Raw genomic sequence first — 21,881 nt, 5'->3', positions numbered from 1 at the left:
GAAGTTCGTTTGGTTTTGTCGGAAAATCGCTTCCCGAAGCTGGCCGGGAATATGTCGTTGACATCGCGGGAAGTCAATAAAGCAAACAAAATCAATAGTTTAGAATGATTCCAAACTAACTGGAGGTTCACATTCCACTATTTTCCGGAAAATCGATGAAAAAACAGGAGTTTAAAAGTCTACTTTCTGCGGCCATACGCGAGCACAGGTCCGAACAGAGCTGATCACGAAACCGTTACCGGCAGGGGCAAAAGCGCGCACCCGGCCCGCGTACCGGGAAAACGGCACGGACCCGGTTGCCGCTTGACGCGTTCAACCGGCCAAAAGCCGCTTCGAGGTGGGTGCCGGCGTCTGATTGGAACCGCTATTCCGACAGAACCCGCTGCGTCGGGAAGGTGATCTCCACCAGGGTCCCCTGATCGGGGGTGGAGTCAATATGGAAGCTCGCCCGGTTGGCCTCCACCAGTGCCTTGGTGAGCGGCAGGCCGAGGCCCGTGCCGCCACCACGGCTGGCGGTGTGCAGCTGCCGGAAGGGTTCCAGCGCAGCGGCCAGCTGCTTGGCGGTCATGCCCGTACCGGTGTCGCGCACCCGCAGGGCGACCTCACCATTGCTTTCCAGCGCCGTCGACAGGATCACCTGGCCGCCGGACTTGTTGTACTTGATGGCGTTGGAAAGGAGGTTCAGCACGATCTGGCGCAGCGAGCGCGGATCGGCGACCACGTTCGGCACGCTCTCCGGCAGGCTGGCGCGGATGATCACCCGTTCCCGGTTCGCCTGCGGCTGCATCAGTGCCACGCATTCACTGATGACGTCGTTGGTCGAGACGGCGGAGAACTTGAGGTCCAGCTTGCCCGCCTCGATCTTGGAAAGATCCAGCAGGTCGTTGATCAGGCTCATGATATGCGAGCCGGAGGTGCGGATGTCCTTCAGGTAGTCCTTGTAGCGGTCGTTGCCGATCGGGCCGAAGCGTTCTTCCATCATGACTTCGGAAAAGCCGATGATGGCATTGAGCGGCGTCCGGATCTCGTGGCTGATCTTGGCAAGGAAGTCCGACTTCTGCGAACTGGCGTTCTCCGCCTGGCGCTTGGCCTGGGTGAGTTCCTCTTCCGCCGTCTTCCACTGGGTGATGTCGCGCAGCACCGCACAGTATTTGGCGTCTTCCTTGTTGCCGCTGATGCGCCCGATGGTCATGAAAAGCGGAATCAGCCCGCCGGCCGGCACCTTGCCCAGCACTTCGCGGCCGTCGTTCAGGATCGAGGCGACGCCGTTGCGGGTCAGGCCGTCAAGATAGTCTGCAGCCGCCCGGTGGCTTTCGGGGGCCAGGAATTCCGTGAAGGGCGCGCCGATCATGTCCGACCGGTTGGCGCTGAAGAGCGCTTCGGCGGAGCCGTTCACCTTGATGATCGTGCCGTGCAGATCAAGCACCAGCACCCCGTCTGTCGCCGTTTCCAGGATCGTGTCCATCTCGGCGATCTGGTTGCGCGCACTGTCCAGTTCCGCGCGCACCTCGGCGAAGAAATTCGGCGACGCGGGCGCAGCGCTTGGCGGCACGGGTTTCGCCTTGCGCTCGGTGATGGAGATCATCAGCCCGCGATTGCCGTTCCACGGTACGGAATGCATATGCGCATCGACATTGAGAACGCCGCCATCCGCAAGGCGCAGCTTCATGGTCTCGTCGACTTCGCCGTCCATGCCCTCGGCATCCGGCAGCTCTTCGGTGTCGTCGATGAAGAGCGCTTCGAGGCCACCGGCCGCAGCAAGGGCGGCGACGGACTTGTAGCCGAGCATCCTGAGCAGAGCCTTGTTGGCATAAAGCACGTCGCGGTCATGGGCGATGGCGATGCCGATGGGCAGGCGGTCGAGCAGGCTCGGGTCGATGGGGCCGGCTTCCGGAACTTCGGGCAGCTGTTCCTCTTCCGGTGCCTTTTCGGGGTCCGGGGCGTCGAAATCGTCCAGGTCGCCTTCCAGCCGCGCACCGAGCGCTTCGGCAATCTTGCGGAAGGCCTGCCGTTCCGGGCGGGAAAGACCGGAGGTGTCGACCGGCACCAGCCGCGGTTTCACCGTGGCCAGCGGAATGACTTCCCCGGTTTTCTTGGGTTGCGGCGTTTCCTCTACATCGGTCTCGGCCGCCTTGTCCTTGCTCTCGAAGGCCGCGGTTTCTTCAAAGAAGTCGCGTTCTTCGTCGCTGACATCACCCGCGTCTTCCGGCTCGTCCACTTTCTCAAGATCTTCGGCGGTCGCCTCGATCTCGCGGTCTTCTTCCTCGACCAGGTCGAAGTGGGCATCTTCGAACGCGGGAACCGGTTCGAACAGATCCTCGTCATCTTCGGTCTCTGTCACCGCCTCGCCGAGATTGTCATCCTCCGCCTCGTCGCCATCGGCTTCTTCCGGCAGCGACAGGAGCGTGTCCGCGGCCTCGGCTTCTTCAAGCAGCTCTTCGGCAATCGCATCCGCTGCGTCGTCACCATCCGCTGCGTCCACGGTTTCATCGAAGAGGTCGCGGGATTTCTTCTCGTTCTGCTTGTAGGCTTTCGCCAGCGATTTGACGGCGCTCTCGATCTCGGCAGGTTTCAGCGCGGCCGGGCCGGCAATGCCGGTCGGTTCCGGATCGCGAACAGGTTCAGCCGCAGCCTCCAGGGAAGCTTCCGGCTCTTCTTCTGCTTCGGCGGCGGTCTCTTCGTCCGACAACGCGTCTTCTTCGGCGTCCGGCTCTTCTTCTGATGCGGCGTCGTCGCTCAGCACAGTGTCCGCGTTGTCGTCGTCCAATTCTTCCGATACCGCCGCCTCAACTGCATCAGTCTCTTCGTCCGTATCCGTACCGGCATCGTCACGAATGTCCGGAGCGGTTGCCTCCTCGGCGCTGACGGTGTCTTCGGCTTCGGTCTCGAGCAGGTCCTCGTCTTGTGCTTCGGCGAAGTCGGTCGTCATCTCGGCGTCAGCGTCGGCGTCCTCGGCGTCCGCAGTCGCCTCTTCCGGTTTCGGCGCGCCGGCCTTTCCGGATTCCAGCGCCAGCAGCTTGTCGTCCAGCGCAGCGCCCGGCAGGCCCTCCATGTCCTTCTCGGCAACGGTTTCCGGCTCGGTTTCCGCCGTTTCTGCCGCTTTTTCGGGTGCAGCCGGATCCGGCTTCTGCTGCTCTACGTGGCGTTCTGCAGGCTTTTCGGGCGCTTTCGGGGCCGACTTGCCGGTAAACTTCGCTAGCGAGCCCACCAACGCCGCGGCACTCGCGCCGAGGAATGTTTTGCCGGCAAAGGAATCCGGTTTGGCCGGCTTCAGATCGTTCACGGATGCTTCGGCGGCCGGTGCCTTCCCAGGCTCGGGTTCTGCAGGCGCTTGCTCCTGGGCAGTGCCGTCTTCCTCGGCGGAGCAACCGTCCTTGTCCGGGACATCGTCGTGGATGGACGCGTCCGCATCGCTGACCGCGTCGGTCTCCTCCGGCGCGGTTTGCTCCGGGACGGTCTCTTCAGGTGCGGCGGTTTCCGCGACTGTCTCGTCTTCCGCCGGGATCTGCGCCGTGCCCCGGTCGAAGGCGGCGAGCGCCGGGCTCAGCATCAGGCCATCGGGGGCCGGCACGGCGTCCGCGGTCCGGCAGACGCCGAAGCCGCGATAGCCTTCGAACTTGCGATGGCGGTCGAAGGCGGGCAGGGCTGCCATATCCACCGGCACGCGCAAGGCCGCACCGCTGACAGGCCAGTTGACCGTCTTGCCGCTCCAGGTGTCGCGCCGGTCGAGCGCCCGGGCGATCTGCCCACGCGGGTCGAGATCGAACCGGTCGGAAACCTCTTCCCAGGTAAGGCCGACAATGTCGGTCGCAATGGGGCCGAGCACATCGGCAAATTCGTCGGACAGGAACGTGAAGCGCTGGTCGATATCCATCTTCCAGGCAAAACGCACCGGCCGGCGGCGCGGCTGGAATGTGAAACCCTCAGTGACCGCTGCTTCGCCCGTAGCTCCGCTCGCAATCTCGCTGATATCCTCGCCGGGCTCTTCTTCGGCCGTGAGGCCGGTCGCAGCAGCGTCATCTTCGTCGGAGGATGCTTCCGAAGTAGACCCGACTGATGCCTGGCTGTCGGTCTCGTCCGCACTTTCGTCCGGCGCGCTGCCTTCTTCCGCTTCGCCAGAACCTGCGAACTGTGCGTCTTCGGCCTGTTCGTCTTCGACCAAGATTTCTTCCGGCTGCACTTCTTCTTGGCGGCCGTCGTCGCTCGCCTCTGCCTGGACCGGCGTAGCTGGTTCAGCCGCACTCTCGGCGCCGTCGCCGGCAATCAGATCTGCCACGGAGGCGGTTTCGTCAGTCCCGTCTGCAGCCGCTTCGGCACTGACGCCTTCCGGCGCTTCGTCCTCGACGCTTGTGTCCTTGTCGGCGCCGGCATCCTCGACGCGGTCCTCATCGTCTTCATCGTCCGCACGGACCCAGCCGGCGTCTTCCTCCGCGCGCAGGTCTCCGGACAGACCGGCGGGAACAGCGAGATCTTCCGTAGCGTCAAGGACGTCCTTTGCGTCTTGGTCCGATCCGGCAATTGCCGCGCCGGCAGCAAGGCCGGCCGCGAGCAGACCCGTGCCGGCCGCAGATGTTTCTTCCACCTCTTCGGCCTCGGTCCCGGTCTCGTCCAGATCCGTGTCGCCTTCGGCAAGCGGCGCGTTTTCCAGAAGGACGAGTTTTCGGTGCTCCGGCAGATTCAGCACAACGCCTTCGTGAAAGCCGCCGCCGAGTTCCAGCGGACCGAAGACAGCGTTCTGGCCTTCGGGAAGGTCGAGATCCTCGGGTGTACCGTCAAGCGGACCGATCCGCTCTGCGACCTTGCCACCCACCGTCAGGAAAGCCGTGACACCCTCGGAGGCAATCATCTGGGCAAAGGCAGCGACCGGTTCTCTGGTGAGCGCCAGCCCCTTGTCGCCGCAGACGATCAGCGCCGCGGCCTCGCCATTGTCCAACACCAGCCGCTTGCACTGGCAGGTGAGCAGCATGACGCGCAGCCCGCGGTAGAACCGCAGCCGGTCGATGCTGAAGCGGTCGCTGGCGCCGGTCTCGGCGATGCGGGCGATATGCGGGCGTGCGGGCGAGCGCTCGAGCGCGGCAAGGGTCTTCAGGTCCGAAACGGTGCGTGCAGAGAAAAAGGACGCACCGGCGGCGTTTGCCCAAAGGACACGCGCGCCATCGGCCGACCAGAGCCAGGCGGCTCTTTTGTCAGCTGCAAGCTGAACCAGATCATTCTTGGCCGTCAGCTCCAGGAATGATTGGGTCTGTTCGTCCATGGCTCTGCTCCAAACTGGTCTGCACCACCGGTTGACGGACGTGCGGCTGCCGGATTTGCCAGAAGTGGTAAACACTCCGTTAATACAAGCTATCACCAGCACAGTCCACGTAAAGCAAGGTTGCTAAAGGGGTTACATGAAGGCGTGGTTAATCCCGGCGGACAAGTTTGCCGGATTGCCATCTGCGTGTTACGAATTTTTGGCATGGAAGGAATTCAGGAGACCAGCCTGACCTTTCCGCCGACCTTAAGGAGCGCCGACATGAGCACGAACAAGACCGGTTTTGAAATTCCCGACCAGATGCGCGACTTCGCCGAGAAGAGCGTCGACCAGGCGCGCAAGGCCTTTGACGACTTCATGGGCGCGACCCATAAGGCGGTCTCCGACGCTGAAGACAACGCCAACAAGGTCCAGGCCGGCGCGGCCGACGTCAACAAGAAGGCGCTCGGTTATGCCGAGGAACATGTCGACGCGGCTTTCAAGTTTGCCCAGGAACTCGTCAAGGCGAACAATGTCGAGGACATGATGAAGCTACAGCAGGACTATCTGCGCAAGCAGATGGAAGCGCTCGGCGAGCAGGCACGCGAATTCTCCAACACGGCCACCAAGATGGGGCAGGATGCGGCCAAGGCCGCGCAGGACGCCATGGCGGCCGCACAGAAGAAATAAGCCGTTCCGGTCCGGGCCTCTTTCAAGGTCATTACCAGTCGCGCAGGGCAGGGCCCTGCGCATTTATATGCAGTGCGGCGTTGAATTTCGCATGTTTTGGTTGTATTCCTGTTCGGGTGCCTTTTCGTGGCTTCCCGCGCGATTTTTAGCTCAGGGTTGCGATTTTGCTGGAACCGGCAACTTGCCTTATTTGCAAGGCGATAGCGGCAAACCCGATATTTCCCCGACGGTAAGTTTGTTGTGCAGTGCAAAAAAATGTTGCAATGCAGCACGATCCGCATTATGTAGGGAATGCGGATGACGACAAGGTCCGCCGGCAACGGCTGGCGGAAACAAATTGCACCAATGATCGCATCCGGACTCAAGGAGATGAGATCATGACTGACACCACCACCACTGCACCGGCAAAGCCGGCACCGAAAGCACGCGCCACCAAAGCCAAGTCGGCCACCGCTGGCGTTACTTTCCCTGACTTCGAGGCTTTTGCCATGCCGAATATGGAAGTCCCGGCCGTGTTCCGTGAAGCCACGGAAAAGGGCATCGAGAACGCTCGTGAAGCCTATGCCAAGGTCAAGAACGCTGCCGAAGACGCGACCGACCTGATGGAAGACACGTTTGAAACTTCCCGACAGGGCGTTGTTGCTTTCAACCACAAGGCTGTTGACGCTGCCAAGGCAAATGCCGACGCAACTTTCACCTTCATCAAGGACATCATGTCCGCGAAGAGCCTGGCCGAAGCCATCGAGCTGCAGTCCACGTTCGCACGTTCCCAGTTCGACGCCCTGAGCGCTCAGAGCAAGGAAATGCAGGAACTGGCCACCAAGCTCGGCACCGATGTTTCCGCTCCGGTCAAGGAAGCCTTCGAAAAGTCCTTCAAGGACCTGAAGGTCAACTAAAGCAAGCCACCGGCGCCCCGCGTTCCTGAAGAAGCGAGGCCGGCCCGGCCGCGCATCGACTGCTGCGGCCACACCTTCTGCCCGGGGCATTTGCTTTTCAACAGGTCGGAATTTTCCAAAATTCCCGCTTGCCGGTTGGAAAAAACGGGGTTAGAAGACGCCCTTGCAAACAGCGCTCCGGATCACCTCGGTCCGCACCGCTTCATGCCGTTATGCAGACGTAGCTCAGTTGGTTAGAGCGTCGGATTGTGGCTCCGAAGGTCGGTGGTTCGAATCCACTCGTCTGTACCATTCCCCAAAACTGATTCCGTCCCCGATCATTGATCGACCGATTGTGATGTCCGCAAATATGTTGCGGCACCGGCAGCCCTGTTGCGACTGCGCGCGGCGCGGTCAGGATTTCCGGAAAGATCTGAACAGCGTCAGAACACCAGTGACGAGCAGCGCAAGTCCTGTCAACAACAGCAGGATCGGCGCAGCCAGACTGTAGTCTGTCTTGATGGCTTCGTAATTCTGGTTTGCGAATTTCGATAGGGTTGCTGCGATCCAGATGAGCGCCATGAAGAGGAACAGTCGCCTGAAATTCATTGGATATCCGCCGATGGTTTGCTGGGTGCCGTCCTATATCGCCAACCGTTAAGTGCCGGTTTCCACTCGCGTGAAAAGTGTGTCGGGTCAGGCGGCTACGCGCGATTTCGCAGCTCGCGCACAATCCTGACGGCGCATTCCTTCTCCCAAGAAAATCAACCATCCCGCTGGTTTCCGGCGGACGGGCTCATTGTGCGTTCCCCGGACTCACGCTTGAATAGATGCTGACGATCCGGCGAATTCGCCGGTAATCCCGAAGGAGCGTGCGATGTCCTATTATGATGCCCCCGGTCTTGGCGGGCGCCTCCGGCGGCTGCCCGGCCAGTTGCTGCTGGCGCTGGTCAACGCAACGGCGCTCCTGGTCATTGCCGCCTGCGTCCTGGCGCTGATCGTGCTGAACCGGGTTGATACGGCCGGCGCGCGCATCGCCGGCACCGTGACGGAAGCCGCGCTGACGCGGCTCAAGGTCTCGCCGGAGGAGTTCAAGTCCCGGCTCGACGGCCTGGACGGGCGGATCGAGACCCTGTCGAAGCAGCTCGCCAATCCGGACCTGCAGGATCATTGGGAAATGGCGCAGCAGATCAAGGAGCTGAACCGGAACCTTGCCGATCTCAAGCTTGCCGCTTCAGGACTCAGCGAAGCCGGACCGGAAGTCACCGCCGCCGCCTTCGAGCAGGCGGGCGACATGCTGACGGGCGCGCTCTATGCACTGAGAGGCTGCGGACCGCTTGCGGAAGAAGACGGGCCGTCGAACTGAGCGACCGTCCCGGGCCGAGTGGCCTGCAGCCGTCAGGTGTCCGGCAGGTTCAGGCCTGAAACACGTCGGCCCATTCCGGATGCCGTTGCCGTTGCGCGTTCACAAAAGGACAGAGCGGGACGATCTTGACCTCATTCCTGCGGGCGTCTTCCACCAACCGTTCCACCAACACCTTGCCGACGCCAAGCCCGCGCATGGTGTCCGGCACGCCTGTGTGGTCGGCGATGATGAGGTGGTCGTTGACGACGGAAAAGGTCAGTTCGGCGGGTTCGACGATGCCGTCGACGACCGCCACATAGCGGCCTTTGCTGCCGTCCTGTTCAAGGGTGATGCGGGGAGAAATAGCGTCGGTCATGGTAGGGTCCTGAATTGTGTCTACGCGTTCATTCACTTGCAACCTCATCCTGAGGAAGCGCAAAGCGCTGTCTCGAAGGATGGGCCGCTTGTTCTGGAATATGCAGCCCATCCTTATCTGTTCGGACTTTGGTAGAAGTTGACTTGGGAGAGCCTTTGAGGGCTCTCCCAAGCGGGCCGGAGACCGTACCATCCTCGGCACCTCGCAGTCCGTTCGAAGCAAGGCTCCCGGTCCGCTTTCCAACTTATCCCGAATGGTTGCTCGCACAAGAGTGCGTAGATAAGGCAGGGACAGATGGACGAGACAGTTTACTTTGTTGGCATTGATGTATCGAAAGCGACGCTGGATGTGCATGTGCTCCCGGGAGATACGCGAGAGCGCTTTGGCAACGACCCTGCCGGATGGGCAGAGCTTGTCGCGTTGTTGTCGCCCTTTGCAGTCGAACGCGTGGTGATGGAAGCGACCGGCGGCTACGAGCGCAAAGCAGCCCGGGAGCTTCAGAGGTGCGGGCTGCACGTTTGCGTGGTCAACCCGCGCCGTGTCCGGGACTTTGCCAAGGCTGCGGGCATTCTGGCCAAGACCGATCCGCAGGACGCGGCCGTTCTGGCCCGTTTCGCGCAGGTGTTCGATCCGCCGGCAGCTCCCCAGCCCGACGAGGCGGAAGCCAAACTGGCGCAATACGCCACCGTGAGAGAGACGCTGGTGGCCGAAAGGACCCGCCTTTCCAATCAGATCGGCCTCAATGACGATCCCGCTCTGCTGCAGTTGCTTCACAGGCTGCAACAAGCAAACAAAGCCGCAATCGCTGATCTGGACCGCATGATCCGGAGCTGCATTCGCGAAAAGGCTGACCTGCTCCGGCGCTACGAGCAACTGCAGGGCGTTCCCGGCATCGGGCCGGGCGCGGCTGTCTCGCTCCTGGCTTTCATGCCCGAACTGGGCCAGGTCTCGCGCCGTGCCATTGCCGCCCTCGTCGGCGTTGCCCCCTTCATCCGGCAAAGCGGTACCATGCGCGGTCAAAGCAGGATTGCAGGCGGCCGTGCCAGCGTGCGGCGGGCTCTCTTCATGGCAAGCCTGTCCGCAGTCCGCTTCAACCCGATCATCAAAACCTTCTACCAGCGCCTCACCAAAGGTGGCGCCAGCAAGAAAAAGGCAATCATCGCCTGCGTCCGTAAACTCATCACCATCCTCAACGCTATGGTCCGAGACGGTAAGGACTGGAGCCAAAAATCAATCTCATAAACATGGTTGCTTCGAGACGGACCTGTCGGCCCTCCTCAGGATGAGGTGATAAAAGAAGAACGGCCCGGGTGTGGCCGTTCTCCGTAAGCTACGCAGTCAGATCGAAAAGCAGGAACTCTGCGTCTTCAGCGGCGGCAAGCGCGATTGCTCCGGCATCCAGAAGGCCGAGACCGTCGCCTGCGGCAAGCGGCTGGCCATTCACACTGACCTTGCCCTTTATGAGTTGCAGCCAGACCTTGCGGCCCGGGCGGATGTCGAAGGCAAGGCTGCGGTCGGCGGATAGCAGCGAGGCGTAGAGATCGACGTCCCGGTGGATCACCACCGAGCCGTCGCGGCCATCACCCGAGCCGATCAGGCGCAGGGCGTTCTGCCGCTCACTTTCCGGAAACGCCTTCTGCTCGTAGCTCGGCGCAAGCCCGTCTTCTTCCGGCACGATCCAGATCTGCAGGAAATGCACCGGATCGGTGTCCGAATGATTGTACTCGCTGTGGCGAACGCCGGTGCCGGCGCTCATGCGCTGCAAGTCGCCCGGACGGATGACCGAGCCGGTGCCGAGGGAATCCTTGTGCTCCAGGCCGCCGGAGACGACGTAGGAGATGATCTCCATGTTCTGGTGCGGGTGCGTCGGAAACCCGGCGCTCGGCGCGACCCGGTCTTCATTGATCACCCTAAGAGCTCCGAAGCCGATATGGTTCGGGTCGAAATAGGAGCCGAAGGAAAACGTGTGCTTGCTCTTCAGCCAGCCGAAATCGGCATTGCCGCGGGCGTCGGACGGACGGAGTAACTGGTTCATGATGCAATCCTTTCCCAATCTGTGGCACGGCCATGCCGTGCGCTGTTGGGTCTAAGATCGGCCTCGAAGTGCGGTTTTACAATTCCGGCAAGATTGGACAATTAGTCATGGATTTTTGAACAATAGCTTATTGAACCGCCCGCGGCGGTTCGGCTCGCAGCTGGTTGCGCTCGGCGATCTGCCGTGCCTGACCGCCGTCGGCGGTGACGGGCTTTCCGGCCGGGTCGAAGGCGGTCTTGAAGGTGAAGGCCTGCGGCGCGGGGCCATTGTCGCCGAGATGCTCGAAACGCTCGACGGCTTCCAGCCAGTCCGGCTGGTGGTCCGCCGGGACCCACCACAGGACATACGCCGGATAGTCGGACGTCTCCTGCATGAAGTCCGGTCCCTTGCGCAGGATCTCGGCATGAGGCCCGCGGTAGACGGCGGCAAGGGCCGATTCCAGATCCTGCCAAAGCGAGATGATGGAGGGGGCCCAGCCATCGCCGTTGTCGCGAAAGTATTTGGGAAACACCTGTTCGCCCCAGCTCTCGGGTCCGGGCTCGTCCTCATAGCCCGACCGGGCGATAAAGCCCTCCGCCCGTTGCATCGCGGCCCAGACAGCGGGCTCTGCGGTATGAAACGGCTCAACTGCGGGATGATCCGCCCGTGTGCGGAATTGTCCGAACGCGTATATCGCGAGCCAGTGACCCTGCATGTCCCCTCCCTGCCGAACGGTCAATGCTGGCAGACTGGCCGCAAATGCGCGTGACATCAAGGCTTCGCCGGCAACGCAAAACAGATTGTCATCGCAAGCGGCTGGAAAATTTTCGTCTGCTGGTCTAAGCGCAAGGGAGCGTGTGGCGGCAGCTGATTGCAGCGACCGCCGGGATCAAGGAGCGACGCGTGGAAGACCTCAGCCTTTTCTCCCTCGGCCTTCTGGCCGTCGCCCTCCTGGCCACAGGACTTGTGGCGGGCATCATCGCGGGACTTCTTGGCGTTGGCGGTGGCATCGTCATCGTGCCGGTGCTCTATTACATGTTCACGGCCCTGAAGATCGATCCCGCCGTTCTGATGCATGTGGCCGTCGGCACGTCGCTCGCGACGATCCTGGCAACCGGGACCGCCTCGGCACGGGCGCATTACAATCGCGGCAGCGTCGACATGGACCTGCTGAAACGCTGGTGGTGGGCGATAGCGCTCGGTGTCATCGCAGGCGCGACGCTGGCCGGCAACATCTCCGGCGGCGCACTGACGCTGGTCTTCGGCTTCGTGGCGCTCGCCGTCTCCGCCAACATGATGTTCCGCAAGGACGGTTCGCATCTTGCCGACAGCCTGCCGGGCACGCCTATCAAGGAAGCGCTCGGTTTCCTCATCGGCGGCATCTCGGTGATGATGGGCATTGGCGGGGGAACCCTTGGCGTGCCGACGCTGACCCTCTTCAACTACCCGATCCGCAAGGCGGTCGGGACTGCTGCAGCCATCGGCCTCATCATTGCGGTACCTGGCACGCTGATGTCGATCTGGTTCGGCTGGGGCGAGGCGGGCCGCCCGCCGTTCTCGCTCGGCTATGTCAATCTGGTCGGCTTCTTCCTGATCATCCCGGCCTCCACCTTGGCAGCGCCGCTCGGGGCAAAGATCGCCCATGCCATCGACCCCTCCAGGCTCAGACTGGTCTTTGCCCTGTTCCTAGGTTTCACCGGCCTGCGCATGATCTACGACGTTCTGGTCTGATCGGACGTTTCCTGTCCGTAGCAGGATCGGTGATGGATAAATCAAAAGGTTTCATTGGTCCTTCGGGGATTAATTCCCGATACTGACACTTCTCGCGCGGTTCGCCCGCCTATTTTCGAAACCCTTGGACAGACATGTTGAACAAGAATGTGACCCTCAGCCTTCAGGGCTGCGCGCGGGGCGCTACGATGTGCATTCCGGTTTCCCCGGGCATCATCGCGCTTGGCCTGGTCTTCGGCACGGTCGCCGCCCAGAAAGGCCTGAGCTTTCTGGAAACGGTCCTGATGAATTCGCTGGTCTTTGCCGGCGCCAGCCAGTTCGTCGCCATGGAGGTCTATGGTGATCCGCTGACCCTCGGGATTGTCGTCGCGATGATCGGGGTGACGGCCGCCGTCAACATGCGCATGCTGCTGATCGGGGCGAGCCTGCGGCCATGGCTCGGCCAGGTTCCGGCTTCCCAGACCTATCCGGCGCTCTTCCTGCTGACCGACCTCAACTGGTTGCTGGCACTGTCGGAATACAACAAGGGCACGCGCGACTGGGGCATCTATCTCGGCAGCGGCCTCTTCACCTGGGCGACCTGGTCGCTGGCGGTGATCCCGGGCTATTTCGCCGGAAGCCTTGTCTCCGATCCGAAGGTGTTCGGGCTGGACGTCGTTCTGCCGGCCTTCTTCGCCGCGCTTCTGGTGCCGCTCTGGAAAGGCCGGCGCCAGACCGTCAGCTGGCTTGTCGCAGGTGGGGTCGCCGCCCTGACCTGGTATCTCTTCGGCGGCTACTGGAGCATCTTTACCGGCGCGATTGCCGGTGCATTTGCGGGGGCCTATCTCGATGACTGACGGGATCCTCTCTGCCGATCCGCTGCTGGTTCTGGCCATTCTCGGCATGGCGGCGGTCACCTATGCGCTTCGTGCCGGCGGCTATTGGGTCATGGGCAGAATGCCGATCACGCCGAGGGTGCGGCGCGGCCTGGAGGCGCTGCCCGGAGCAATCATCGTCTCCACGATCCTGCCGATCGTGCTGAAGGGCGGCCCGGCGGTGATGCTGTGCCTCGTCGTCGCGACGGCCGTTCAGGTTCTGGTCCGCAAGGAATACATTGCCGTCTTCGCCGCTGCAGCAGCCGCCGCCGCCTTCCGGGCGGCGGGGCTATAGGGGCCGGGAAACCGGATAGAGCTTCCTGCTCTCATGAGCGAAGCAATCATCATGCACTAAGGGCAAGGCTACCAAGTGTGGCAGGGGACTGATCGCAAATATCAGTGTCACCCCGGGCAAGCGAAGCGCAGACCCGGGGCCCACTCGCTGAACCAATTGCCGAAGCAGGGCAGTTGCTTGAAAACAATCGACTGCTCTGGAAATGAGCAGGCCCCGGGTCTCCCTTTGGTCGCCCGGGGTGACGCCAGTGCAGCTGGCCGGTCTTCACCAATCAGGAAGGACCGGACCTAAATCCCCAGAACCTTGCGCGCGTGGGCTTCGGTGCGTTCCGGAGTGTCGCTGGCGTCAATCTCCGCCCAGCTCATCTTGCCGAGATCGTAGCCGAGCTGTGTGTCGACAACTTTGGGCGTTGCATCCGAGGCGTCGCCTTCGCGGGCCGCGACACGGGCTCTGAGGATCTTGGCCGGTGCCGTCAGCCACAGGCCGGTGAAGCCGGCTTCCACGCGGGCCGCAATCGCTGCGGCGCTGGCGCGTTCCTCTTCGGCGGCAAAGACCGCGTCGAAAATCGCGGAATGTCCGGAGGCGAGCACGTTCTGGATGGTTTCATCCAGGGCATGATAGACCTGCTGCGCTGCTTGAAGCGTATAGGCTTCCGGCGGCGCGGTCTCGGTTTCGGCGAGGCCCAGCAGGCGCTTGCGCATCACATCCGTGCGCAGGATCCGGGCGCCCGGCGCCCTGCCGATATCGGCCGCCAGATCGTTGCCAAGGGTGGTCTTTCCCGTTCCCGACAGGCCGCCGATGGCGACAAGTTGCGGTTTCGAGGGGGCCAGAAAGGCGATCGCATAGCGGAAATAGGCCATGGCCTGATCCTGCTGTTGCCTCTTCCGGTCCGGATCGCTCTGGTTCAGCGCGGAACTTGCCGCGATCTTGGAGCGGATCGCCGCACGCATCATCAGGTAGAAGGGCAGGGCGGCGAGGCCTTCGGGATGGGTGTCGAGCCGGCTCCAGTTGAGATAACGGTTGAACACCCGGTTGGCGGCGCGCGGCTGGGCGCGTTCCCATAGGTCCATCAGCAGGAAGGCGAGGTCATAGAGCACATCGCCCGTGGCGATCGCGTCGGAAAACTCGACGGCGTCGAAGAGCACCGGTTCCTCGTCAATCAGAACGATGTTGCGCAAATGCGCATCGCCATGGCAGCGCCGCACAAGCCCCTGCTCTCCGCGCCTGATTATCAGTTCGTGGATGGACGAAAGCGCGGCCCGGGAGGCTTCGGTCAGATGGCGCACGTCCTCAGCGGGAAAGAGATCCGGGTGTTCGCGGAAGGCAGCATCGTTCTGCTCCACGTAGTCGGCGAGTTCCGAATGGAACCCTGCGCCCTCGCGTAAGGGAGCGGCCGCATGGGCGGCCAGCATCATGTCGGCGAGCCTGTTGGTCAGCGGTTCCGGGAACGCGCCTTTTTCCGCCATTTCGTCGAGCTCGTTGCGACGCTCGAATCGGTTCATCTCCACCACCCACTCGACCGGATCGCCGCCGCCACCCAGGGCAAGCTCGCCGCCGGCCTCCCGTGTCACCGGCACGGCCCGGCGGTAAATCTGCGGTGCATTCGGCAGGTTGCAGGTGATTTCCGCCTTGCAGGCTTCCTCGCGCAAGGCAAGCGTCGAATAGTCCAGAAACGGGAAGCGGACAGCGCGTTTGACCTTGTAGGCTCTTGTTCCTGCAAGGAAAACGACATTGGCGTGCGTGTCGATGCGCTCGACGTCCAGCCGCTCCGGATCGTCGGACGCAAGGCCCTTCAAGAACGCGAGTGCTTCGGACTGGGATTGGGCCTGATCCATTTTCGGTCCCTTTGCTGTTATCCTGACACCATGCCTAACGCACCGGGATGCCGGTTTGATCCTTCTCAATGTGAGGTGACAGCGATGTGGCACAAATAAATCGGATTGTCAGTAAAGGAGGGCCCCATGAGCGACTATCCGGCTTTGAAGAAGATCAGGCTGAACCTGGCCAGGACGAAGGAGTACCCGCAGGGCTCGGCGCGCCATGGCTACGAGTTCACCGCGCCGCTGGACGAGACGGGTCATATCGATGCCGCGCTCTGGAAAAAGAAGCGCGACCAATGCCGCGTCCGCCGCTTCTGGGGCACCGAGGAAGAGGAAGTCGGACACCTGGTCCACAGGCCGGGCGGTTCCTGGGCCTTCCACTACGATATCGACGGTGACGATGACGACGAGGCAGGCTACCGCTTCGGCGCGCATGCGTTCAACCCGGGCGAATATGTCTCCATCAAGGACGAGGACGGCGACATGCATACGTTCCAGGTGGTGACGGTGCAATCGCTCTGAAAAGACTTCCTGCCAATCGGCAGGGCGGAGCTGGGGAGACGGGGTGCCGGGAAACCGGCGCCCCTTTTCCATTTTAGCGCTTACTCGAGTCGCGTTCTCGCTCTCCCTCATCCTGAGGTGCCCGGCAATGCCGGGCGTCTCGAAGGATAGGCGCCACCCTCGGCGCACGGTTCAAGTCCTTCCAATTTGGAATGACCCTATTGCCAATTAATCTGATTTTCGCCTCTGACAGGCCGGTGTTTCATACGCTATAGAATGATCAACGAATTTCTCTGATCAGGAAACCGACCATGGACCAGAAGACCGGCGGCAAATTGTTGGTGGAGGCGCTGGAGCGCCACGGGGCGGAGCGCGTCTTCTGCGTGCCCGGCGAAAGCTATCTCGCGGTTCTCGATGCGCTCTACGACGCGTCCATTCCGGTCACGGTCTGCCGCCAGGAAGGCGGCGCGGCGATGATGGCCGATGCCTGGGGCAAGCTCACCGGCAAGCCGGGCATCTGCATGGTCACCCGCGGACCCGGTGCAACCAACGCCTCGGCCGGTGTTCATGTGGCCGCGCAGGATTCCACGCCGATGATCCTCTTCATCGGCCAGATCGAACGCGGCATGCGCGAGCGCGAAGCCTTCCAGGAAATCGACTACCGCCAGATGTTCGGCGGCATCGCCAAATGGGTTGCCGAAATCGACCATGCCGAGCGGGTGCCGGAATTCATCTCGCGCGCTTACCACGTGGCAACATCCGGGCGTCCTGGCCCGGTGGTGCTGGCCCTGCCGGAAGACATGCTGGTGGAACTGGCCGGCGCGCAGCAACCGCCGGCCTGGACGCAGGTTGAAACCCACCCCGGCCTGACCCAGATGGCCGACCTGCAGAAGCGCCTCTGGGCGGCCGAGCGCCCGATCGCAATCCTCGGCGGCAGCCGCTGGTCGGAGGAGGCGGTTGCCGCCTTTACGCGCTTTGCCGAACGCTTCGACCTGCCTGTCGCCTGTTCCTTCCGCCGCCAGATGCTGTTCGACAATCTTCATGCCAATTATGCCGGCGACGTCGGCATCGGCATCAACCCGAAGCTATTGGCGCGGGTCAAGGCCTCCGACCTGATCCTGCTGGTTGGCGGACGCCTTTCCGAAATGCCGAGCCAGTCCTATTCGTTGCTCGATATTCCGACACCGTCGCAGCAGCTCGTCCACGTTCATCCGGACGCGGAAGAACTCGGCCGCGTCTACCGCCCGGCACTCGCCATCCATGCCAGCCCGACCGCCTTCTGCAAGGCCGCCGAAGGCCTGCAGCCGCCAACCGAGCTGAAAGGCGCGGGTGAAGCTGCGAAAGCGCATCAGGACTATCTCGACTGGTCCGGTGCCCGGCCGCAGGTGCCCGGAGCCTTGCAGATGTCCGGTGTCATGGACTGGCTGGAAGCCAACCTTCCCGAGGACGCGGTCTGCACCAACGGCGCCGGCAACTACGCCACCTGGCTGCACCGCTTCCACCGCTTCCGCCGCTATGGCACTCAGGCAGCCCCGACCTCCGGTTCCATGGGCTACGGCCTTCCGGCGGCAGTTGCCGCCAAGCTCGCCTTTCCGGAACGCGAAGTGGTTTGTTTCGCCGGTGACGGTTGCCTGCAGATGACCATGCAGGAATTCGGCACCGCCTGCCAGGACGGCGCCAACATAGTCGTGCTGGCGATCGACAACGGCATGTACGGCACCATCCGCATGCACCAGGAAAAAACCTATCCGGGCCGCCCCTCCGCGACCAAGCTGGTCAATCCGGATTTCGCAGCGCTCGCCCGCAGTTACGGCGCCCATGGCGAGACGGTTTCGACGACGGACGAATTCGGCCCGGCCTTCGAGCGTGCCCGCGCCGCCGGCACGCCGGCCCTGCTGCATCTGAAGCTCGATCCGGAAGCGATCACTCCGGCAGCGAGCCTCAGCCAGATCCGGGCGGCGGCGGAGAAGAGGTAAGCGCCTAAACTTGGGCGATGTCCTCTCTGTCGTCATCCCGGACGCAGCGAAGCGAAGATCCGGGACCGGGGAGCCTCATGGTTCTCGTGTGTTACGGATAGCGGCCGGGCTCTCCGGTCCCGGCTCGCGCTTCGCTTGACCGGGATGACGACAGAGAGAGACTTGTCGGTCCGCGCTCAATCCTCCTCCGGCACGTCCTTCACCGGCAGCGTCACCAGGGCGATGCCCGGATCGTCCGGCGATGTGCCGACGGTGAAGCCAAGGGCCTGGCACATGGCGATCATCGAGGTGTTTTCCTTCAGCACCTCACCCTTGATCACCTCGATGCCGTCCGCGCGCGCATATTCGATGATCAGCTTCATCAGTGCCCAGCCGAGGCCCTGGCCCTTGAGGTCCGAGCGCACCATCACCGCATATTCGCCCGTCTGGTGATCGGGATCCGCATGCAGGCGCACGACACCGAGCAGACTGCCGTCTGCGGGCTCGATGGCGGCAAAGGCAATCGCGCGGGCATAGTCGAGCTGGGTGAGGCGTGAGAGGAAGCGGTGGCTGAAGTCGCGTACCGGCGCAAAGAAACGCAGCCGCAGATCCTCCGGCGTCACCTGTTCGAAAAAGGCCTTGAAGAGGTCCTCGTCTTCCGGGCGCACGGGCCGCACGAAGATCTCCCGCTCACCTTTCAGCGTCAGCGTCCGCTCCCATTCCTGCGGATAGGGAGCGATGACGAGCCGCGAGCCACCGGTTCGGCCCGGGCGTTTTTCCGGATGGCACAGCGTCATGCGCGCGTCGAGCGCGATCAGGCCGGTAGGCAGGGAGACGAGCGGGTTGATGTCCAGCTCCTGGATTTCCGGAATGTCGATGGTGATCTGGGAGAGCTTCACCAGCGCCTCGGCCAAGGCTGCACGGTCGAGGGCAGGCCGGGCAGGTCCACCATCCAGCAGCCGGGTGATCCGGGTGCGGCCGATCTGGGCATGCGCCAGATTGAGGTCCAGCGGCGGCAGTTCCAGCGCCACATCTTCGCTTTCCTCGATGGCGGTGCCGCCATGGCCGAACACCAGCACGGGTCCGAATTCCGGCGTTTCTGCCAGGCCCATATAAAGCTCCAGACCGTGCCGGTCCTCCAGCATCGGATGCAGCGAAATGCCGGCGATCCGGGCGTCCGGGTAATCGCGCCGCGTCTTGTCGATCAGCTCCGCAGCCGCGTGCCGGACCGCCTCCGGGCTTTCCAGTCCCAAGCGCACACCGTCGATGCGTGACTTGAACGGCAGGTCCGGCGAGATCAGTTTGGCAACACAGCGGGCCGTCGTTTGAAAAAGCGGACGCGACTTTTCGGCTGCCTCTTCAGGTGTCGCCGCCATCACAGTCGCCATGATCGGCAGGTCATAGGCTTCGAGCACGGCAACCACTTCCGGCGGGCTGAGCCAGGTCCGCCCCTCCTTCAGCGCTGTCTCGACAAGATCGCGAGCGCGGGCGACATCGGGCGAGAAACTGCTCGGCAGGCTGGGTGGCGCTGCCATCAGGAACTCCCGCGCCTGTGCGTCATGGGACAGATGCATCAGGCTGCGGGCAGCTTCCGCGGGGCTGGAATAGTTCGGGATGCGGGCTTCGGAGAGTTCCGCCCGCATCGTGCCGTCGCCGCCGATGAGACCGGCAACCAGTGCCTTGCGCCGTCCGGTGCGGCGGCGGTCGATGGCGGCTGCATCGCAGATGGCCTTGGCGATGGCCGGCAGCGGCTGGAAGGCACTGGCCGCCTGCAGCACGACCGCTCCGTCGACGTCCGGATCTTTCAGCACGGTGGTGATGGCACCGGTGATCTCCTCCAGCGTGACATTTTCCTTCAGGATCACCGAGCCATGCGCGGCAGGCGTCACGTCGAGATCCGGATAGGTGCGGCTGATCCCGGCAAGGGTCTCCCGGGTCTCTGCTGAAAGCTCCGAGAAGGCGCCGCCCAGGTCGATGAGGCGATCAACGGCCAGGCTTGCCAGGCTGCGGCCATTGGCGATGACCGCAAGCTTGTTGCAGCGGGGAACTCGGATATGGGAGAGGGTTTCCAGCGCCTCGAACATCTCGTCGAGATCGTGAACGCGGAGCAGGCCTGCGCGGCGGAACACCGTTTCGTAGACCTGGTCCGTCCGGGCAAGGCGCCCGGCATGGGTGCGGCCGGTTCCGCCCGTGTCCCGGCTCTTGCCGGAGCGCAGCACGATCACCGGCTTGGTGCGGGCGGCAGCCCGGGCGGCGGAGAGGAACTTCCGCGGCACCGCGATGCCTTCCAGATGCAGCACGATGGATCGGGTACGGTAGTCCTGGGCAAAATAGTCGATCAGGTCGCCGACATCGGCATCCATCCGGGCTCCGAGCGAAACGACGGCGGAAAAGCCGGTGCTGTGGGTCCTGGCCCAGGAGAGCGTCGCGTTGAGAACGGCGCCGGAACGGGAGAAGAACGCGACTTCGCCCTTCTGCGGCGGCTCGGCGCTGAGCAGCGCATTGAGGCCGGAAGAGGGAACGGCAAGGCCGAGCGAGCCTGGCCCAATCAAGCGAAGGTTGGTGGCTTGCGCCGCCTCGCGGCAGGCCTGCAGCAGTTCCTCCGGCCAGATCTCGTAGCCGGGCGAGGGGATCAGCACCGCCTTGGTGCCGCCGGCCCCGAGTTTTTCGATCACCTCCGGCAATGCTTCGGCTTTGGCAAGGTAAATGGCAAGGTCCGGCATCTCGCTCAGGTCTTCAGGCCGTTGGACCTTCTTGCCGTGAAAGGGCACGTCCTCGTCGATACCGACCAGGGTCACGGGATGGCCGGTCTCGATGTCCTGCAGGCAGGCGATCAGCTTGGAAGTCAAGACGCCCGGATGGCGGCAGGGTCCGAAAATGGCGATGGACCTTGGCGCGAAAAAGCCTTCGAGATTGCGAATGGTCATGAATTCGATCCTGGAAAAGAACCGGAAATGCCGCGTCTGGAAAGGACCTCAACAAAAGACCCGCGAACCGGATTGTGTCAGGTCCACGGGTCTTTTGCATTGCAAAACACAACCGTCCCACACGAACTTCCTCATCCTGAGGAGGACCGTCAGGTCCGTCTCGAAGGATGGGCGGCTTGCTCCGTGACGTGCGGCCTATCCTTCGAGACAGCGCTTACGCGCTTCCTCAGGATGAGGTGGAGTGTGCTGCCCAGTTGCTTCGTGCGGCCAGCTTTGTGAGCGTCTTCAGTGCGCCATCAGCACCGGCACGGTCATGGCTTCCAGGATTTCCCGGGTCGCGCCGCCGAACAGGAACTCGCGCATGCGGCTGTGCCCATAGCCGCCCATGACGACGAGGTCGTTGCTGTGGTCGGACACATAGTTCAGCACGGTATCGGCAACGCTTGCCTGCGGATTCGTTACCACCTCGATGGTCACGTCCATGTTGTGACGGGCAAGGTAGTTGGCAACATCCGCTCCAGGCTGGCCATGTGCCTTGGTGGCCTTCTTCTCGATGACCAGAAGGGTGATCTTGTCCGCCTTTTCCAGAACCGGAAGAGCGGCATGGATCGCGCGTGTTGCCGTCGAGCTGCCGTCCCAGCCGACCAGCACGTTCTTCGGCTGGTAGGACTTGCTGCCGATATAGGGCACTAGAAGCACGGGAACGCCGCTTTCGAAGAGGATGGTTTCGATCAGGAGTTCGCGCATGGGTTCCGGCTTGTCCGGATTGGCCTGGCCGATGACGACAAGATCTGTCGGCCGGCAATGCACCAGGACGTTTTCCAGCGGGCCACCGGTGAGGATTTCGGCCATGCGGCTTTCGTTGGTGACACCGGCAAGGCGGGCGAGCTCGTCGAATTCCTTCTTGGCATCGCCGGCTGCGGCAATCGCCTGCTCATGGGCTGCCTGAAGATAGTCGACGGGCATCGGCGCGGCAGCGAAGGCCGGTACGACGGGTTCGAAGGAAACGGCCAGACCCGTGACATGGGCATCGTGGTTGCGGCCGAATTCCAGAGCATATTTTGCAGCCGGCTGGTCGCCCGAAAGATCCAGTACGGTCAAGATATCTTTGATAGGCATGTATCCCTCCTGTGGCCGGCATCGTCGCTTGGACCCAGCCGTTTCAAAAATCTATAGAAATGAATGCGGCTCGACTTTGACGCGCATCAATATCGACAACGTGTCATTTTCGGGCGGGTAGCGGCAATTGAAAAAATGCGCATTAT

The 21,881-nt window shown here is 62.6% G+C and carries 17 protein-coding genes and 1 tRNA gene; 10 read left to right on the top strand and 8 right to left on the bottom strand.

Annotation, left to right across the window (positions count from 1 at the left end; translation table 11 throughout):
- Positions 1-364: 364 nt before the first annotated feature.
- Positions 365-5,254, bottom strand: a complete 4,890-nt coding sequence (locus ACX3M4_RS11950) for a PAS domain-containing sensor histidine kinase (protein WP_459358801.1) — start codon at positions 5,252-5,254, stop codon at positions 365-367.
- 261 nt (positions 5,255-5,515) lie between these two features.
- Here ACX3M4_RS11950 and ACX3M4_RS11945 point away from each other — a divergent pair, with 261 nt between their 5' ends.
- The 3 genes from ACX3M4_RS11945 to ACX3M4_RS11935 all read left to right on the top strand — a co-directional run bounded on the left by ACX3M4_RS11945 (position 5,516) and on the right by ACX3M4_RS11935 (position 7,110).
- Positions 5,516-5,923, top strand: coding sequence for a phasin (locus tag ACX3M4_RS11945; protein WP_459358800.1), 408 nt, complete (start codon positions 5,516-5,518; stop codon positions 5,921-5,923).
- Between the two features lie 377 nt (positions 5,924-6,300).
- Positions 6,301-6,819 (top strand): phasin, encoded by a 519-nt coding sequence (locus tag ACX3M4_RS11940; RefSeq protein WP_459358799.1) that lies wholly within the window; start codon positions 6,301-6,303, stop codon positions 6,817-6,819.
- A 214-nt stretch (positions 6,820-7,033) separates the two neighbouring features.
- Positions 7,034-7,110 (top strand) — tRNA-His (locus ACX3M4_RS11935).
- Positions 7,111-7,212: 102 nt separating this feature from the next.
- On the opposite strand, the gene ACX3M4_RS11930 is transcribed toward ACX3M4_RS11935, so the two are convergent.
- Complete coding sequence (locus ACX3M4_RS11930; RefSeq protein ID WP_459358798.1) at positions 7,213-7,407, bottom strand: hypothetical protein; 195 nt, start codon at positions 7,405-7,407, stop codon at positions 7,213-7,215.
- A gap of 268 nt (positions 7,408-7,675) precedes the next feature.
- Between ACX3M4_RS11930 and ACX3M4_RS11925 the strand changes: the two genes are divergently transcribed.
- The gene (locus ACX3M4_RS11925) at positions 7,676-8,164 is read left to right on the top strand and encodes a hypothetical protein (protein ID WP_459358797.1); all 489 of its coding nucleotides are present in this window, start codon (positions 7,676-7,678) and stop codon (positions 8,162-8,164) included.
- A 49-nt stretch (positions 8,165-8,213) separates the two neighbouring features.
- Here ACX3M4_RS11925 and ACX3M4_RS11920 read toward each other — a convergent pair whose 3' ends face one another.
- Positions 8,214-8,519: a GNAT family N-acetyltransferase gene (locus ACX3M4_RS11920; protein WP_459358796.1), complete on the bottom strand. Its 306-nt coding sequence runs from the start codon at positions 8,517-8,519 to the stop codon at positions 8,214-8,216.
- Positions 8,520-8,813: 294 nt separating this feature from the next.
- Between ACX3M4_RS11920 and ACX3M4_RS11915 the strand changes: the two genes are divergently transcribed.
- The gene (locus ACX3M4_RS11915) at positions 8,814-9,761 is read left to right on the top strand and encodes an IS110 family RNA-guided transposase (protein ID WP_459358795.1); all 948 of its coding nucleotides are present in this window, start codon (positions 8,814-8,816) and stop codon (positions 9,759-9,761) included.
- A gap of 88 nt (positions 9,762-9,849) precedes the next feature.
- On the opposite strand, the gene ACX3M4_RS11910 is transcribed toward ACX3M4_RS11915, so the two are convergent.
- Together ACX3M4_RS11910 and ACX3M4_RS11905 are read right to left on the bottom strand one after the other, a co-directional pair.
- Complete coding sequence (locus tag ACX3M4_RS11910) at positions 9,850-10,554, bottom strand: pirin family protein (protein WP_459358794.1); 705 nt, start codon at positions 10,552-10,554, stop codon at positions 9,850-9,852.
- Positions 10,555-10,681: 127 nt separating this feature from the next.
- Positions 10,682-11,248 (bottom strand): DUF3291 domain-containing protein, encoded by a 567-nt coding sequence (locus ACX3M4_RS11905; protein WP_459358793.1) that lies wholly within the window; start codon positions 11,246-11,248, stop codon positions 10,682-10,684.
- 188 nt (positions 11,249-11,436) lie between these two features.
- Between ACX3M4_RS11905 and ACX3M4_RS11900 the strand changes: the two genes are divergently transcribed.
- From ACX3M4_RS11900 to ACX3M4_RS11890, 3 genes are all read left to right on the top strand, one after another.
- Positions 11,437-12,264, top strand: a complete 828-nt coding sequence (locus ACX3M4_RS11900; protein WP_459358792.1) for a sulfite exporter TauE/SafE family protein — start codon at positions 11,437-11,439, stop codon at positions 12,262-12,264.
- A gap of 134 nt (positions 12,265-12,398) precedes the next feature.
- Positions 12,399-13,100 (top strand): AzlC family ABC transporter permease, encoded by a 702-nt coding sequence (locus tag ACX3M4_RS11895; RefSeq protein WP_459358791.1) that lies wholly within the window; start codon positions 12,399-12,401, stop codon positions 13,098-13,100.
- The gene (locus ACX3M4_RS11890; protein WP_459358790.1) at positions 13,093-13,413 is read left to right on the top strand and encodes an AzlD family protein; all 321 of its coding nucleotides are present in this window, start codon (positions 13,093-13,095) and stop codon (positions 13,411-13,413) included. The genes ACX3M4_RS11895 and ACX3M4_RS11890 overlap by 8 nt, the downstream gene beginning before the upstream one ends.
- A 287-nt stretch (positions 13,414-13,700) precedes the next feature.
- Here the strand turns inward: ACX3M4_RS11890 and ACX3M4_RS11885 are convergent, their stop codons facing one another.
- Positions 13,701-15,248, bottom strand: coding sequence for a bifunctional aminoglycoside phosphotransferase/ATP-binding protein (locus ACX3M4_RS11885; RefSeq protein ID WP_459358789.1), 1,548 nt, complete (start codon positions 15,246-15,248; stop codon positions 13,701-13,703).
- A 126-nt stretch (positions 15,249-15,374) separates the two neighbouring features.
- Between ACX3M4_RS11885 and ACX3M4_RS11880 the strand changes: the two genes are divergently transcribed.
- Together ACX3M4_RS11880 and ACX3M4_RS11875 are read left to right on the top strand one after the other, a co-directional pair.
- Complete coding sequence (locus tag ACX3M4_RS11880; RefSeq protein ID WP_459358788.1) at positions 15,375-15,755, top strand: hypothetical protein; 381 nt, start codon at positions 15,375-15,377, stop codon at positions 15,753-15,755.
- Between the two features lie 290 nt (positions 15,756-16,045).
- Positions 16,046-17,710 (top strand): thiamine pyrophosphate-binding protein, encoded by a 1,665-nt coding sequence (locus ACX3M4_RS11875; RefSeq protein WP_459358787.1) that lies wholly within the window; start codon positions 16,046-16,048, stop codon positions 17,708-17,710.
- A 176-nt stretch (positions 17,711-17,886) separates the two neighbouring features.
- Here ACX3M4_RS11875 and ACX3M4_RS11870 read toward each other — a convergent pair whose 3' ends face one another.
- Positions 17,887-20,616: a bifunctional acetate--CoA ligase family protein/GNAT family N-acetyltransferase gene (locus ACX3M4_RS11870; RefSeq protein WP_459358786.1), complete on the bottom strand. Its 2,730-nt coding sequence runs from the start codon at positions 20,614-20,616 to the stop codon at positions 17,887-17,889.
- Between the two features lie 285 nt (positions 20,617-20,901).
- Entirely contained in the window at positions 20,902-21,735 is an 834-nt protein-coding gene (locus tag ACX3M4_RS11865) for a universal stress protein (RefSeq protein WP_459358785.1), read from the bottom strand.
- Between the last annotated feature and the right edge of the window lie 146 nt (positions 21,736-21,881).

It is taken from the genome of Roseibium sp. M-1 (assembly GCF_054515675.1).
This window is presented reverse-complemented; position numbering and strand designations above follow the sequence as displayed.